At 52.1% G+C, this 14,038-nt stretch carries 16 protein-coding genes; 6 read left to right on the forward strand and 10 right to left on the reverse strand.

The features are described 5' to 3' along the window. Positions 1-2 precede the first annotated feature (2 nt). Both BLU48_RS01170 and BLU48_RS01175 read right to left on the reverse strand, forming a co-directional pair. Entirely contained in the window at positions 3-1,907 is a 1,905-nt protein-coding gene (locus BLU48_RS01170; protein WP_008437439.1) for a copper resistance system multicopper oxidase, read from the reverse strand. A 177-nt stretch (positions 1,908-2,084) separates the two neighbouring features. Continuing rightward, positions 2,085-2,291 carry a co-regulatory protein PtrA N-terminal domain-containing protein gene (locus tag BLU48_RS01175; RefSeq protein WP_019821302.1) on the reverse strand — a complete coding sequence of 69 codons (207 nt, stop codon included), beginning with the start codon at positions 2,289-2,291 and terminating at the stop codon, positions 2,085-2,087. A 386-nt stretch (positions 2,292-2,677) separates the two neighbouring features. Here BLU48_RS01175 and flgB point away from each other — a divergent pair, with 386 nt between their 5' ends. After that, entirely contained in the window at positions 2,678-3,091 is a 414-nt protein-coding gene (gene flgB / locus BLU48_RS01180) for a flagellar basal body rod protein FlgB (RefSeq protein WP_008437437.1), read from the forward strand. A gap of 30 nt (positions 3,092-3,121) precedes the next feature. Here the strand turns inward: flgB and BLU48_RS01185 are convergent, their stop codons facing one another. From BLU48_RS01185 to tnpA, 8 genes are all read right to left on the reverse strand, one after another. Further along, entirely contained in the window at positions 3,122-3,322 is a 201-nt protein-coding gene (locus BLU48_RS01185; RefSeq protein ID WP_008437435.1) for a heavy-metal-associated domain-containing protein, read from the reverse strand. Between the two features lie 111 nt (positions 3,323-3,433). After that, positions 3,434-5,791, reverse strand: coding sequence for a heavy metal translocating P-type ATPase (locus BLU48_RS01190; RefSeq protein ID WP_024073349.1), 2,358 nt, complete (start codon positions 5,789-5,791; stop codon positions 3,434-3,436). Between the two features lie 2 nt (positions 5,792-5,793). Beyond that, positions 5,794-6,039, reverse strand: coding sequence for a DUF2933 domain-containing protein (locus tag BLU48_RS01195; RefSeq protein WP_032899631.1), 246 nt, complete (start codon positions 6,037-6,039; stop codon positions 5,794-5,796). A gap of 94 nt (positions 6,040-6,133) precedes the next feature. After that, a complete protein-coding gene (locus tag BLU48_RS01200; protein ID WP_008437431.1) occupies positions 6,134-6,670 on the reverse strand; it encodes a cupredoxin domain-containing protein in 537 nt (178 codons plus the stop codon). Positions 6,671-6,835: 165 nt separating this feature from the next. Beyond that, entirely contained in the window at positions 6,836-7,189 is a 354-nt protein-coding gene (locus BLU48_RS01205; protein ID WP_008437430.1) for a co-regulatory protein PtrA N-terminal domain-containing protein, read from the reverse strand. A gap of 229 nt (positions 7,190-7,418) precedes the next feature. Beyond that, complete coding sequence (gene tnpC, locus BLU48_RS01210) at positions 7,419-8,987, reverse strand: IS66 family transposase (protein WP_041476245.1); 1,569 nt, start codon at positions 8,985-8,987, stop codon at positions 7,419-7,421. Between the two features lie 61 nt (positions 8,988-9,048). Further along, the gene (gene tnpB / locus BLU48_RS32150; RefSeq protein ID WP_014335806.1) at positions 9,049-9,384 is read right to left on the reverse strand and encodes an IS66 family insertion sequence element accessory protein TnpB; all 336 of its coding nucleotides are present in this window, start codon (positions 9,382-9,384) and stop codon (positions 9,049-9,051) included. Continuing rightward, positions 9,381-9,713: an IS66-like element accessory protein TnpA gene (gene tnpA / locus BLU48_RS01220; protein WP_014335805.1), complete on the reverse strand. Its 333-nt coding sequence runs from the start codon at positions 9,711-9,713 to the stop codon at positions 9,381-9,383. The genes tnpB and tnpA overlap by 4 nt, the downstream gene beginning before the upstream one ends. Before the next feature lie 117 nt (positions 9,714-9,830). Between tnpA and BLU48_RS01225 the strand changes: the two genes are divergently transcribed. The 5 genes from BLU48_RS01225 to BLU48_RS32155 all read left to right on the forward strand — a co-directional run bounded on the left by BLU48_RS01225 (position 9,831) and on the right by BLU48_RS32155 (position 14,012). Next, positions 9,831-10,526 (forward strand): heavy metal response regulator transcription factor, encoded by a 696-nt coding sequence (locus tag BLU48_RS01225; protein WP_008437429.1) that lies wholly within the window; start codon positions 9,831-9,833, stop codon positions 10,524-10,526. Continuing rightward, positions 10,523-11,911 (forward strand): copper resistance membrane spanning protein CopS, encoded by a 1,389-nt coding sequence (copS, locus tag BLU48_RS01230; protein WP_008437425.1) that lies wholly within the window; start codon positions 10,523-10,525, stop codon positions 11,909-11,911. The genes BLU48_RS01225 and copS overlap by 4 nt, the downstream gene beginning before the upstream one ends. Positions 11,912-12,270: 359 nt before the next feature. Further along, on the forward strand, positions 12,271-12,654 hold the full coding sequence (gene copC / locus BLU48_RS01235; protein ID WP_008437424.1) for a copper homeostasis periplasmic binding protein CopC: 384 nt from the start codon (positions 12,271-12,273) through the stop codon (positions 12,652-12,654). 3 nt (positions 12,655-12,657) lie between these two features. Continuing rightward, positions 12,658-13,596, forward strand: a complete 939-nt coding sequence (gene copD, locus BLU48_RS01240; RefSeq protein WP_008437423.1) for a copper homeostasis membrane protein CopD — start codon at positions 12,658-12,660, stop codon at positions 13,594-13,596. 74 nt (positions 13,597-13,670) lie between these two features. Beyond that, on the forward strand, positions 13,671-14,012 hold the full coding sequence (locus BLU48_RS32155) for a hypothetical protein (protein WP_073844967.1): 342 nt from the start codon (positions 13,671-13,673) through the stop codon (positions 14,010-14,012). Positions 14,013-14,038: the final 26 nt, after the last annotated feature.

Genomic DNA, 14,038 nt, shown 5'->3' on the forward strand with positions numbered 1-14,038 from the left:
CTTTACTCATCAACCCGTACTTCACGGAACATGCCCATTTCCATATGGAAAAGCAGGTGACAGTGATATGCCCAACGGCCTAAGGCATCAGCGGTGACTCGATAGCTGCGTTTGGTACCTGGTGGCATATCGATCGTGTGCTTGCGCACCATGAACTTGCCGTTCTCGTCCTCAAGGTCACTCCACATGCCGTGAAGGTGGATGGGGTGTGTCATCATGGTGTCGTTCACCAAGGTGATGCGCAGACGCTCGCCATACTTCAGGCGCAGCGGTTCGGCGTCAGAGAATTTGATGCCGTTGAACGACCACGAAAACTTCTCCATGTGACCGGTCAAATGAAGCTCGATGGTACGATTTGGCTCGCGGCCGTCAGGGTCTTGGAAAGTGCTTTTCAAGTCGGAGTAAGTGAGCACTCGACGACCATTGTTCCGCAAGCCTATGCCCGGATCACTTAGCTTTGGCGTTGGATTCATGGCTTGCATATCAACCAGGGGATTGTTGGTTTCAGAGGCAGGGTGTGTCTGCATTTCTCCACCCATACCACCCATGCCAGCCATCCCTGACATATCACCATTGCCCATCCCAGCCATCTTGCTGTGATCCATGCCCGCCATGTTAGTCATGTCACCGCTGTCCATGCCGGTCATCCCGGTCATGTCACTTTGGTCCATACCGGTCATCTTGCTGTGGTCCATGCCCGCCATGCCCGCCATGCCGGACATGTCACCTGGTGTCTTCTCTGCGCCGCCCATACCAGCCATGCTGCCATGGTCCATACCAGCCATACCGCCCATCCCCATGTCATCCATAGTGACGATTGGACGTGGATCTATAGCAGGTACCTGAGCAACTAGCCCTTCACGAAGAGCGAGGGTTCCGCGTGCATAACCCGTCCGATCCATAGACTGGGCGAAGATGGTGTAAGCCTCTTCACTGGCAGGCTCTACGATCACGTCATACGTTTCAGCTACGGCGATGCGGAATTCGTCAACACTCACTGGGTTGACGTGTTGGCCGTCGGCGGCCACAACGGTCATTTTCAAACCAGGAATGCGGACGTCGAAATAGCTCATCGCCGAGCCGTTGATAAAGCGTAGTCGTAGCTTCTCACCCGGCTTGAAAATACCGGTCCAGTTACCGTTTGGCGCCTGGCCATTCATGAGATAGGTGTAAGTATCTGCGCTGACGTCTCCAAGGTCGGTTGGGCTCATGTTCATTTCAGCCCACATCTTCCTGTCAGCTACTGTAGCTGACCAACCTTGCTTACTGACATCGTCGATAAAATCACCAACGGTGCGTTTATGGTGGTTGTAGTAGCCCGACTGTTTCTTAAGCTTGGCCATGACGCGACTAGGATCTTCATCGGTCCAATCAGTCAACATCACCACATAGTCGCGGTTGTATTGAAAAGGTTCAGGCTCTTTCGAGTCGATAACGATTGGCCCGTAAACCCCTGCCTGCTCCTGTAAGCCCGAGTGGCTGTGGTACCAGTACGTACCATTCTGATGAACCTTGAACTTGTACTCGTACATGCCGTCGGGTGCGATGCCATGGAAACTCAAGCCAGGTACACCGTCCATATTGGCCGGCAGAATGATCCCGTGCCAATGGATTGAGGTGTCTTGGTCCAGGCGGTTTTTTACACGCAGGGTGACTGTCTCTCCTTCGCGCCAACGCAGCAAAGGTCCTGGCAATGATCCATTGATGGTCATGGCTGTTCGCGGCGAGCCGGTAATGTTTACAGGTGTTTCACCAATAAACAGATCAAATTCATTGCCGGTGAGTACGCTCGGCAGACCTGGACTTGTCACCGCCCATACTGGAGTGCGCCAAAGGCCAAAGCCGCCGAGAATGCCACCAGCGGCCAAGCCTTTTACGAATGTCCGTCTAGAGGTTTTGGAATGCATGCCGTTTATTTCCAATCAGTCAAAAGGGAAGCCGTGCGAAACAACCGATCATGAGTTGCCCGGATCAGCTTTGCCCACCGTCACAAAAGACAAACTCTTACGGCAAGCGAGCTCAGAAATTGCCACATTTAAACCACCGCAGTGATTACATTTCTGTCAGCTTGGAGGGCTAGCTATTTAGCAATTCTTGTGATCCATCGCCTTGGCTTTGCTTTCAGCGACGGGATGTTGGGCATTTTGCGTTTGAGCTACTCGGTACGATTCCATCGAATTATTCCTGGCCACTTCCATGCGTGCGAAAGTCCGGTCACCACCCCCTTCAGCCATAGCCAAAGAAGAGACGGTCAGAGCCGCGATGACGAACAAGGTTTTGATAGGGTTCATTTGGGGGGCCTCGGATGATTATTGGTGACCCCTGAATCCACATCAGTCGTTGACTCTAGGGGGTGAGCTTGAGGCTCAATAGGACTATAAGACTCATCCCCTGTCAGGAAGCTTAGGCCAATATTACAGTTGTGTCAGGTTGCGATATTTCTCTTGAGATGCAGAGTGATTAGTCCGTAAGGTCTAAGCTATCCAACGACACATAACCTCCATCCACCATCTAAAATTTACCTGTGCGGCGTTGTAAGTTTCCGGTCACTGCACGATGGCGTGGCGTTTTTTGAGTTTTTCGCTGAAATCATACATCGGCTCGGACGCACTACGTTAAGCACTTGAGTGTTCGATAGGTGGGAATTAAATGGCAGCGTAACTAAAGGTGGCCACCGGTGAGTATTAATTTTGACAAAGCGCTTGGCTCCGCAGAAAGAGCATTACGTTTTCGCAGCCAACGAGCTGAGGTACTTAGCAATAATATCGCTAATGCCGACACTCCTAACTTTAAGGCCAGGGACTTGGACTTTTCTGCTGTACTGGCTAGCCAAACAAAAGGAGGTTTGGCTACTCCGTTCTCTTTAAAAACAACAAACCCAAAACATATTGCCGTAAACGAATTAGTAAGTGATATTCACGGCGGTGCTTTGCTTTACAGTACGCCGAACCAACCTTCCATTGATCAAAATACTGTGGATCAACAGGTCGAGGTCGCAAAGTATACGGAAAATGAAATTCATTTCGAAACCGCCTTTACTAGATTAAATGGAGCATTTAAGGGGCTACTTAAAGCTCTGCGAGGTGAATAATAAACTTTACCCAGCGAGGGAATCAGCGCCTCAGGCGCTGATTTGGGAAGGGAAACCGAGTGCTTCGACAGTTTTACGGACTTGCTCTGGGTTTTCACTGCTTTCAACGCTTACCTTACCTGCTGCGCGATCCACGGAAATCATAGCCTCGCTGTCCAGTGACTGAATTGCTTTGGTGATTTTGCTGACGCAGCTACCGCAACCAATGCCTGATACGTTTAAGACGAACATGGTTATTCCTCTTGTGCTGAGCAGTCTATTTTCACCGCAACAACAAGATCAACGTTGACACCACGGTAAGGTCAAGAGTTATGTATAGCGGGCTGTGAGCATCGGTTACGCTCATTCAATTCGGGTATTCCTCAGCCTCAAAGCATTGAAAACTACAGACGCAGAACTGACGCTCATGGCTAACGCAGCAATCATTGGAGACAGAAGGTGCCCCGTCAGTGGATAGAGCAGGCCTGCGGCGAGGGGAATACCCATTGAGTTGTAAAGGAAGGCGAACCCCAAGTTTTGCCGCATGTTTTTTACCGTTGCAACCGAAAGTGCCCGTGCCCGTAAAATCCCCATCAGGTCGCCTTTTACCAGCGTGAGCTGCGCGCTATTCATCGCGACGTCAGTCCCTGTACCCATGGCAATGCCCACATCTGCTCGCGCCAAGGCCGGTGCGTCGTTGATACCGTCGCCGGCCATGGCAACCTTTCGACCGGATTGCTGGAGGTCCGCCACCAGGCGCTCCTTGTCCTGAGGTTTCACTTCACCATGAACCTCTTCAATACCCATCTCCTTGGCGACAGCACGTGCGGTGGTGAGCCCGTCTCCCGTGGCCATGATGATTTTTACGTTATCAGCCTTAAGCTTGGTGACTGCTTCTTTAGAGGTCGGTTTTATCGGGTCTGAGACCGCTAGTAATCCTGCCAAGACCCCGTCAACTGCTAGATAGATGATGCTGATGCCTTCAAGGCGCAACAACTCTGCACGTTCTTGTAAGACCTTTGTGCTCACGCCGGCAGCTTCCATCAGTGCAGTGTTGCCCAGCTGTACTTTCTTGCCATCAACGAGACCACTCACCCCAATCCCTGAGCCGGACTCAAACGATTCAGGCTTGGTGAGCGCAATATTTTCAGTTCGGGCGTGATCGACGATGGCGTGTGCCAAAGGATGTTCGCTGCCTTGATCAAGGCTAGCGGCCAGTTGAAGCACATCGCGTGGGTTGAAATCTGGTGTGGCCTCCACACTGTGAAATACCGGCCGTCCCTCTGTCAGGGTTCCCGTTTTATCGACAATCAGTGTGTCGATCTTGCAAAGGTTTTCGATGGCACTGGCATCTCTGAACAGCACACCCATACTGGCGGCTTTACCCGTCGAAACCATGATCGACATGGGCGTTGCCAGACCCAGAGCACAGGGACAAGCGATGATAAGCACGGCGACAGCGTTGATCAGGCCGAAGACCCAGCTGGGTTCCGGGCCGAACAGTCCCCAACCTATGAGGGTCAGCAACGCAATCGCGATAACCGCCATCACAAAGTAGCCGGCGATCGAGTCGGCCATTCGTTGCATGGGCGCTTTGGAGCGTTGGGCTAGTGCGACCATTTGTACTATCTGCGACAGCATGGTGTCAGCGCCGACCTTTCGCGCCTCCATCACCAAGCTTCCATGAGTATTAAGCGTGGCACCGATCAGACTATCCCCTGCTCTTTTCATGACCGGCACAGGTTCACCAGTGAGCATGGATTCATCCACCGCACTTTCTCCCTCGAGTACAGAGCCATCAACTGGCACTTTTTCACCAGGTCTGACCCGCAAATGGTCTCCCAAGTGAACATGGGTAAGAGGAATGTCTTCCTCCTGACCATCGGCGTTGATCCTGCGTGCAGTCTTGGGAGATAGGCCAAGAAGGGACTTAATGGCGGCGGAGGTTTGTGACCGTGCTTTGAGCTCAAGAATCTGCCCAAGCAAGGTGAGCGAGATGATGACCGCAGCGGCTTCGAAGTAGACGCCGATGCGTCCATCTTGCATGAAGGTGGTGGGAAAACTTTGGGGAAATAGGGTTGCCGCGACGCTGTAAAGATAGGCTGCGGCAGTACCTAAACCAATCAGAGTCCACATGTTTGGACTGCGATTTCTAACGGATGCTATGCCTCTTACAAAAAAGGGCCAACCTGCCCATAAGGTGACCGGAGTGGCAAGAGCGAACTCGATCCAGTTTTGAACCGAACCATGGAAGATTTGTAATGAGTGACCCGCCATGGCTAGAAGGGCCACCATTACGGTTAAAGGCAGCGACCACCAAAAGCGGCGGGTGAAATCCAGGAGCTCGGGTTTGTCATCGTCATCAAGCGCGGGCATGACGGGCTCTAATGTCATGCCACATTTAGGGCAATTGCCGGGCCCTGGCTGTCTTATTTCCGGGTGCATAGGACAGGTAAACTCAGTGGCTACCTGTAGCGTGGGCTCTATAGCGGCGCTGCTGGGTTCAGCGCTGGGATGATTACCAATGTAGCGTTCTGGATCTGCCCGAAATTTCTCTTGGCATTTCTGGCTACAAAATTGATACGTCTGTCCTTGGTAAGACTCGCCAAATTTACTTGGAGGTATAACCGCCATACCGCACACCGGGTCGCGTAGACCACCGTCATTGGGTGAGGCAGCGTGGGCGGGACCGTGATCGTGGTGGCTCGGTGGAGTGGGCATAGCTATTTCTCTTCCTTGTTGGTTCCTGCCTGATCGCCATGGTCATGTCCGCCATGTCCATGTCCAAAAAAATGCATCAATGGACAGATCAACAGGATGAGGTAGGGCAAATACGGATAAACGTGGGTGAAATGTTCCCGCACCCCGTAAAAGGCACCGATCGCAATGAGCATGATCAGTACAACGCCTGTTTTGCGCCTCCAAAATGGTGGGGAGGTGCTTCCAGCCGGATGCTGATGCTTATCCATGATCTAGACCCCGTGTGTGAGCGTGTTGCTCTGATCTCTGCCTCAGAGCATAGCGAACTCTTGCGTCGACGCGGTTTTAGCGGTCGGTTCAGGCTTACTTCAAGTCAAATTGACCGACCATCCCCGACTGGTAATGACCTGGCACGTTGCAGGCAAATTGAAGTCCAGTTGTGTTGTTGAAGGTCCAGATCAACTCCTTGGTTGCCCCTGGCTCGATCAGCACGCTATTCGGGTCGTTGTGTTCCATTCCAACCATCTTCATGCCTCCCATGCTATGGCCCATGTTGCCCCACATTTTTCCAGTTCCGGTGGGTGTAAGCGTTCCATTCTGGAACATGCTCGCCATTTCTTTTTGGTGCGCCGCGTGAGCAGCGGCTTGGCCGATATTGAACTCGTGCAGCAACGCCCCTTTGTTGTGAAGTACAAAGCGAACCGTTTCACCGGGCTTTACGTCGATGCTTTTAGTTTTGAAGAAAATATCACCCATCTCTACATCAACCGTGCGAGTGACCTCTGAGGCGACTCCAGGCTGACCGATATCCTCTTTCCCATGACCTACGCTGGCCATCGCCGTAGCGCCGAGGAGTAGGGTGATTGCCGCAATAACTGGAGTAATGAGCTTAGTTTTCATGGTGACCTCGAGAGCCAGTGGAAAATACTAGCTATGCTAAAGGGATAGAGCTGAGCGTTAACTGACTTGAACACTACATTTCTGTCAGTTTTCCTGAGAAAACACGGCGCCCAGATGACGCCGTGTCTAGTGGGCGGTTCAGAGAGCCCCGTAGGAGTTATTCGGTTACTGATGGTTCTCAGAAAGCATCAGTTTGTGCTCGCGCTGCATTTGGTTCAAAACGTCATCAACCATGGCGTCGTGTTTTTCCATCCAGGCGAGATGTTCCTGAGGTGACATTGATGCTTTTGGATGATCTAGATGAAGCTGGCCCATGATCTCGCCCAGTATTTTCATATGCTCGGCCATGTGAACATGGCGCTGCCCTTCAGGAGCTTTTTCAGCTTGTACCAAGGTCGCTTCGGCTTTATCGCGCAGGCTTTCCATGCGCTCCATAATCCGATCTGCACCACCTTCAGCCAACGCAGATGCTGAGATGAGTATCGAACTAGCAAAGAATAGGACTTTTAAACGGTTCATGAGGAAGCTCCTTTTTGATTTGTTTTCCGGCTCCTCTAGCTTTCATGGTTAAGAGTCGGTCGAGCACCAGAAAGTACTCATGCTCGAACCCTAGACAGCACTCGCTGACATCTACCTGAAGCCAATATTACTTTTCTGTCAGTTGCTGGTTGGCAGAGGCATTTCATTGCAGACTCAGCCTCACAATTATTCGAGAGCCGTATGCGTCCGGGCATCACATCTTGCGTGATTAAACCGGCTGCCACTTATGCGGAAGCAGCAGCTCGATTTCACTCGCCCGCTGCGTCGGTAAACGCGTGAGAACATCCTTTAGATAGGCGTACGGGTCATGACCATTCAGCCGCGCAGACTGGATCAAACTCATGATCGCTGCCGCCCGTTTTCCGCTACGTAGCGACCCAGCGAAGAGCCAGTTTTTGCGTCCAAGAGCCCACGGCCGGATCTGGTTCTCCGCCCAGTTATTATCAATGGGGACGGCCCCATCATCGAGGTAGCGCGACAGCGCTGCCCAGCGTTTGAGACTGTAATCGAGTGCTCTGCTGATGGCCGAACCTTCGGGCACAAGATCACGCTGGGCGATCATCCAGACATGCAATCTATCCATCACCGGAGCGGCTTTTTCTTGTCGTATTCGGCACCGTAAATCCGGTTCCAGATCACGCACTTCGCTCTCGATTTCGTACAGCAACTGGATGTAGCGCAGGGCCTGCTCGGCGATCTGGCTTTTGTTGGTCGCGTGCAATTCGAAAAACTTGCGTCGGGCATGGGCCATGCAGCCGATCTCGGTCACGCCGAGTTCGAAGCTGGCCTTGTAACCGCCAAAGTCGTCGCAGACCAACTTACCTTTCCAGCCTTGCAGGAAGTTGCGAGCATGCTCACCGGCGCGGCTGGGGCTGAAGTCGTAGACGACAGCGGCTGTTTCGCAGAACTGGCTCGTGGCGTAAGCCCAAACATAAGACCGGTGGGTTTTCTTCGAACCTGGAGCAAGCATCTGTACCGGTGTTTCATCCGCGTGGATGACTTGCTGTCCCATCACTACGTCACGCAGGGCATCGACCAGGGGCTGTAATTGCACACCCGTCATTCCAACCCATTGAGCCAAAGTGGAGCGTGGAATCGCCAAGCCGGCGCGACCGAAAATCGATTCCTGGCGGTAGAGCGGCAAATGGTCAGCGAACTTCGCGATCATGACGTGGGCAAGTAAGCCTGCCGTTGGGATACCTTTGTCGATGACCTGCGCCGGTACGGGCGCTTGGATCAGCGTTTCGCAGTCATCGCAAACCCACTTGCCACGAACATGGCGTTCGACGGTGAACACGCCGGGTGTGTAGTCCAGCTTTTCGCTGACGTCTTCACCGATACGCTTGAGTGCGCAGCCACAAGGGCAGCGAGTGTTGTCCGGTTCATGATGGATCAACGTGCGTGGGAATTCCGCCGGCAATGCCGTGCGCTTGGGCTTTTGCTTTTTCTCGGTCGTCGCTGGCGCTATTTGCAAGGCTTGAAGCTCGGCCTCAATCGCCGCGATATCGGTATCGATCAGGTCATCGAGCAGACTGGCCTGCTCAGGATTCATCTGCTCGCTACGCTTGGCAAACTTCAAACGCTTGAGTTGCGCGATTTCGTGGGTCAGTTTCTCGATCACCGTTTGATCGCGGTTGATCTTCTTGCCCATGGTGTCAACTGTCTTGCCCATGGTTTCAACCGTCTTGCCCAGGGTCTCGACTTGCGACAGCAACTGCGCAGCGAATGCACGTAGCTGGTCGGGAGTCATTTGATCGAGATTGGGTGAGGACGTCATGCCGTGGATTTTACCAAAGCAGGCCACTTGCGACAGCCAGCCAAGACGCTAATTACAGTTTTTAAAGCAGCGTGATTGCACCGCCGGCTCCAACACGTTGCCAAGGTAGTCCGAGCACTAAGGCCTGAAGTTGTTCGGTATCCAACTGCATTTCGCTGCTTTGTCGAAGGCTTGGCCAGTGAAACTTGCCCTGGTTCAAGCGACGTGCGGCCAACCAAATACCAATCCCATCGTGTACCAGCACTTTCATGCGATTGGCCCGGCGATTGGCAAACAAATAAGCGCAGTGCGGCTTCGCCGCACCGAAGACCGCGATCACTCTGGCTAGCGCGGTCTCGGTACCGGCGCGCATGTCCATGGGCTCAGTGGCGAGCCAGATGGCGTCGATGCGGATCATCGCAACAGATCTCGCAGAAAGGTGGCACAGGCAGCGGCGCTTTCGGTCGGCCAGTTCACTTTCACGGTGCCGCGCGGGTGTGGGATTTCGAGGCAGATAGTCGATGACGTGGCTTGCGAATTTGCTCCGGCTAACTGCAAGGGCAGCGGAATGAAAGCAGGTTGCAGCGCCATGGCTTTCTGCGTTTGCACTCGAATCCATTTATGGACGAGGTTCGCGTTGAGGCTGTGGCTCAGCGCAACGCTGGCAATCGAGGCCCCGGGCTGGGAACACTCTTGAATGACCTGGGCCTTGAAGGATTTGGAGTAAGAACGGCGTTGTGGCTGCATGAAAGACCCGCTTATAAAGGCTAGAAATGGTGTCCACTTAAATCAGGTGGACACCATCGCCTTTGGCGTCGGGGTCAGGAAGGTGTGTTGGCCGGACGCATACCGAGAGCCATCCCCATGAGACTTCTGGTTGCGGAAGACGAACCCAAAATAGGTATTTATTTGCAGCAAGGACTCACCGAGGCGGGGTTCAATGTTGATCGTTTTACCAATGGCAAAGACGCGCTTCAGCACGCCTTGAGCGAGGCGTATGACCTGCTGATTCTCGATGTGATGATGCCTGGGCTGGATGGCTGGGAAGTACTTCAGAAAGTGAGAGCATCCGGAAAAAATGTCCCTGTGCTTTTCCTCACGGCGCGAGACCGAGTTGAGGATCGGGTAAAAGGACTTGAGCTGGGGGCTGACGATTACCTGATCAAACCCTTCGCATTTTCTGAATTGCTGGCTCGCGTCAGAACGCTGCTGCGTAGAGGTACCACTGCCCCCTCCCAAACCCATATGAAATTGGCTGATTTGGAGGTGGACCTCCTCAAACGCAGGGTTATCCGCGCAGGCAAACGTATAGATCTAACGGCCAAAGAGTTTGCGTTGCTCGAATTGCTGCTCCGTCGTCGAGGTGAGGTTCTGCCCAAGTCGCTTATTGCTTCCCAGGTCTGGGACATGAACTTTGACAGCGATACTAACGTCATCGAGGTTGCTGTCAGGAGGCTCAGAGCAAAGATTGATGATGATTTTGAGGTCAAGCTTATCCACACCTCTCGAGGCATGGGGTACATGCTGGATGCGCCGGATTCGGGGACGGGGTCGGAATGAAGCGAATGTCCCTGACTACGCGCATGAGCCTGATGTTCATGCTAGCTGTAACGGCTGTGCTCACCGTCGCTGGACTCAGTTTTAACAACCTCAGCCGGCATCATTTCAAGATGCTGGATCAGCAGGCGCTGAACGAAAAGCTTCACTCGACGCAAAGAATTTTGACTGGGTTGAACAGCATTGATCAATTCAGTGATGTTAAGCCTGAGCTGGAGGCACTGCTTGGTGCTCATCGTGATTTGACAGCTCTTATCATCGATGGTGACGGTAAGCTCCTGTTTGCTGACCCAGGTCCGATCGTAGTTCCTGAAGACTTCCGAACGGTCACAAACAGCAATGTCTGGGAGTGGCGAGACCAGGAGCAGATATTTCGAGGCGTGACGGCGCAAGCCATAGTGACGGGGCAGGACAAGCCATTGACAGTGATGTTGATCTTTGATGTTACTCAACATATGGCCTTCTTCGAGACGCTTGAACGATGGTTTTGGATAGGACTGGTGATAAGCGCGCTGGTCAGTGCTGCACTGGGCTGGATGGTAGCGCGTAGTGGACTACGACCTATTCGCCTAGTCACTCAGGTAGCAGCTTCGATGTCAGCTAAATCGCTCAAAGAGCGTATTCCATTAGGTCCCGTTCCCCAAGAGCTCCAGCAGATGGTGCTCTCGTTCAACGCAATGTTATCTAGACTGGACGATGCGTTTGTTCGTTTATCGAACTTCTCTGCGGACATTGCTCACGAATTACGGACACCCGTTAGCAATTTGATGACTCACACTGAAGTGATTTTATCTAGAAAAAGAAATATTGAGGACTACGAGGACAATCTGTACTCAAATCTTGATGACTTGAAACGTATGGGACGTATGATTGATGACATGCTTTTTCTAGCGAAATCAGATAACGGTCTAATTACACATGAAAACAAACCGATTGACCTGGTAGCAGTAGTAGAGAAATTACTCGAGTACTACCGTTTGCTGGCTGATGAGCGAGGGATCGACCTGAAGGTCACAGGCAGGGGTAGCGTCCGAGGTGACGTACTCATGCTCGACAGGGCCATCTCTAATCTGCTCTCAAATGCGCTCCGGTACACCCCCGAAGGAAAGTGTATTACTGTCGATATTCGGCAGAAAGGAACTTCAATATCAGTCTCTGTGGAGAACCCGGGAGAGCCCATTGCGTCCGAGCATCTTGAAAAGCTGTTTGATCGATTTTATCGCGTGGACCCAGCTCGCAGAGAAGGAAGTCCAAGTAATGCAGGGCTAGGTTTATCGATTACTCGATCTATCATTGAAGCGCATGACGGAAAAATATGGTGTACGTCGTTAAACGGAATAACAGCCTTTCATATTGAACTCCCATGTGCTGATGCAAGAAAGGTCTAAGACACCTTGTTCATATGTATGCAGGCAACATGTGGTTAGCTCAATAGGATCGTTTTTGGATGAGAGAAAACTCTTGGAGCGTTCCAAAGAAAGTCGCGTATTTGGCGCCGTATTCGGGCAGATCAGTGCCAAAAACCCGCCCCAAGCTGACTGAAATGTAATCGAACAGTTTGCGTTCATGTGGCATCGTGTACTCGCACTGTGACGTTGGAAATCTTGTGATTCCTCCCTGTCCAGCCGGCCCTAGAACACGGAATTTGCTAGGTATTCGTCAGTGGTTTTAACGAGCGTCAAAAAGTAAAAAACTAGATATTCCCTAAAAACCTAGAACCAACAGCTTTTGCTGTCAGGAGTCTTGCATGTCATTCCTTAAAACTACCACCGTAGCTGTTGCGCTGACTGCGGGTTTGCTTCTGAGTGCAGTTGCTCAGGCGCATCCAAAGCTGGTTTCTTCTACTCCCGCTGAAGGATCGGATGCGGCGGCTCCGTCTAAAATCGAACTGCACTTTTCTGAGAATCTAACGACTCAGTTCTCTGGTGCAAAGCTGATTATGACCGATATGCCTGGTATGCCGAATTCACCTATGGGCGTAAAAGCTAACGTGGCAGGTGGCGGTGATCCGAAGACGATGGTTATTACACCCGCATCGCCATTGACCACGGGTACTTACAAAGTCGAATGGCGTGCCGTTTCCTCGGACACTCACCCGATTACCGGCAACTTTTCTTTCAAAGTGAAATGATTCATGAGCGACTCATTAAATATCGTTGTTCGCTTTGCTCTTTATTTCGACCTGATGCTGTTATTTGGACTGGCAATTTTTGGTCTTTATAGCCTCAGGGGAAAAGAAAGAATATCGGGAACAGTTTTGAATTTTGAGTCGCTTCTTTACAGTACTTCTGCTGTAGGTGTAGCTCTGTCCCTTGCCGCCATGTTGTTACTTGCGAAAGCAATGAGTGGCGTGTCGGGTTTCATGGAGCTACATCACCATATCTTTCAAATGGTTCTCATGGGGACTGACGTCGGTTTGACCTGGATGGTCCGAATAGGGGCGTTGGTGACGGCCATTATTGGCGTTTCCCTGAACAAGCGCTTTCCAACACTGAGTCTTTGGATTGTCACTGTCTGTGGCGCGATTGCGCTAGCGACGCTGGCATGGACAGGGCACGGAGCAATGGACGAGGGGAGCCGTCGCTACTGGCACTTTATTAGCGATATCTTCCATCTTTTGGCCGCAGGCGGTTGGTTGGGTGCGCTAGCGGCATTTGCCCTGCTGCTGCGTTTGAAATCACTGAAAGGTGAGCGAGAAGCACGAATTCTTGCTCGGGTACTGACAGGGTTTGAATCGGCCGGCGCGGTGATTGTAGTGATCATCAGCATTACGGGAGTGGCGAACTACCTATTTATCGTTGGGCCAAATCTCGATGAGGTGATGCTCAGCACTTATGGCGAGTTGCTATTTTTGAAGGTCCTGCTCTTTGCCGGGATGATCGTATTAGCGACGCTCAACCGTTTTCACCTAAGCCCGCTCTTGGAACGTTCTGTTCGAAATGGAGACTATGCTGTCGCGGTCAATGCCTTGCGCCGTAGCATGAAGCTCGAATTTTCAATGGCAGTCATCATTATTTGTCTAGTCGCATGGTTAGGTACTTTAAGCCCGGTCATGGAAATGAGCGCGGCATAGCGGTTGGTGATGGCCGACTAAGGAGTCTCAAGGGTGAATTGTAAGGGCCATTTGCACCGTCTACACTCCAGCTCATGAAACGCTACCTGCGGTTTTGCCTAATTTTCCTGATTAGCTTGGCGCTTCCCCTCAGCGGGATGGCGGGTGTTCAGACATCGATTGAACCATGCCCGATGAAAACCATGGGCATGGCGATGATGGATGGTATGGGGCAAGACTGCTGCCACGACATGAAAAGTCCCACCGAGCATGGCAAACCTTGTAAGCCCGGTCAGGAATGCAAAACTGGCGGCATGTTGCAAGTATCGATCATCAAGCCTCCTATCACCCTGTCCAGTCCTCTCATTCTATCATTCTCCAGCCATTTCCCGCTCGTACAAACCTCTTCAGGGGTATGGCGACCCCCACGTACTTGATTCCTGTACCACACTGAGCCTCATTC

The organism is Pseudomonas synxantha, assembly GCF_900105675.1.
Classification (GTDB): Bacteria; Pseudomonadota; Gammaproteobacteria; order Pseudomonadales; family Pseudomonadaceae; genus Aquipseudomonas; species Aquipseudomonas synxantha.

What these genes read in the sequence shown, in the direction of transcription:
- BLU48_RS01205 (WP_008437430.1), bottom strand. Translation starts at nt 7,189, where the DNA reads ATGAACCGTTTAAAAGTCCTATTCTTTGCTAGTTCGATACTCATCTCA.
- BLU48_RS32155 (WP_073844967.1), top strand. Translation starts at nt 13,671, where the DNA reads ATGAAACGCTACCTGCGGTTTTGCCTAATTTTCCTGATTAGCTTGGCG.
- copC (WP_008437424.1), top strand. Translation starts at nt 12,271, where the DNA reads ATGTCATTCCTTAAAACTACCACCGTAGCTGTTGCGCTGACTGCGGGT.
- tnpB (WP_014335806.1), bottom strand. Translation starts at nt 9,384, where the DNA reads ATGATCCGCATCGACGCCATCTGGCTCGCCACTGAGCCCATGGACATG.
- BLU48_RS01195 (WP_032899631.1), bottom strand. Translation starts at nt 6,039, where the DNA reads ATGGATAAGCATCAGCATCCGGCTGGAAGCACCTCCCCACCATTTTGG.
- BLU48_RS01170 (WP_008437439.1), bottom strand. Translation starts at nt 1,907, where the DNA reads ATGCATTCCAAAACCTCTAGACGGACATTCGTAAAAGGCTTGGCCGCT.
- BLU48_RS01175 (WP_019821302.1), bottom strand. Translation starts at nt 2,291, where the DNA reads ATGAACCCTATCAAAACCTTGTTCGTCATCGCGGCTCTGACCGTCTCT.
- BLU48_RS01185 (WP_008437435.1), bottom strand. Translation starts at nt 3,322, where the DNA reads ATGTTCGTCTTAAACGTATCAGGCATTGGTTGCGGTAGCTGCGTCAGC.
- BLU48_RS01225 (WP_008437429.1), top strand. Translation starts at nt 9,831, where the DNA reads ATGAGACTTCTGGTTGCGGAAGACGAACCCAAAATAGGTATTTATTTG.
- tnpA (WP_014335805.1), bottom strand. Translation starts at nt 9,713, where the DNA reads ATGCAGCCACAACGCCGTTCTTACTCCAAATCCTTCAAGGCCCAGGTC.
- BLU48_RS01200 (WP_008437431.1), bottom strand. Translation starts at nt 6,670, where the DNA reads ATGAAAACTAAGCTCATTACTCCAGTTATTGCGGCAATCACCCTACTC.
- copS (WP_008437425.1), top strand. Translation starts at nt 10,523, where the DNA reads ATGAAGCGAATGTCCCTGACTACGCGCATGAGCCTGATGTTCATGCTA.
- copD (WP_008437423.1), top strand. Translation starts at nt 12,658, where the DNA reads ATGAGCGACTCATTAAATATCGTTGTTCGCTTTGCTCTTTATTTCGAC.
- BLU48_RS01190 (WP_024073349.1), bottom strand. Translation starts at nt 5,791, where the DNA reads ATGCCCACTCCACCGAGCCACCACGATCACGGTCCCGCCCACGCTGCC.
- tnpC (WP_041476245.1), bottom strand. Translation starts at nt 8,987, where the DNA reads ATGACGTCCTCACCCAATCTCGATCAAATGACTCCCGACCAGCTACGT.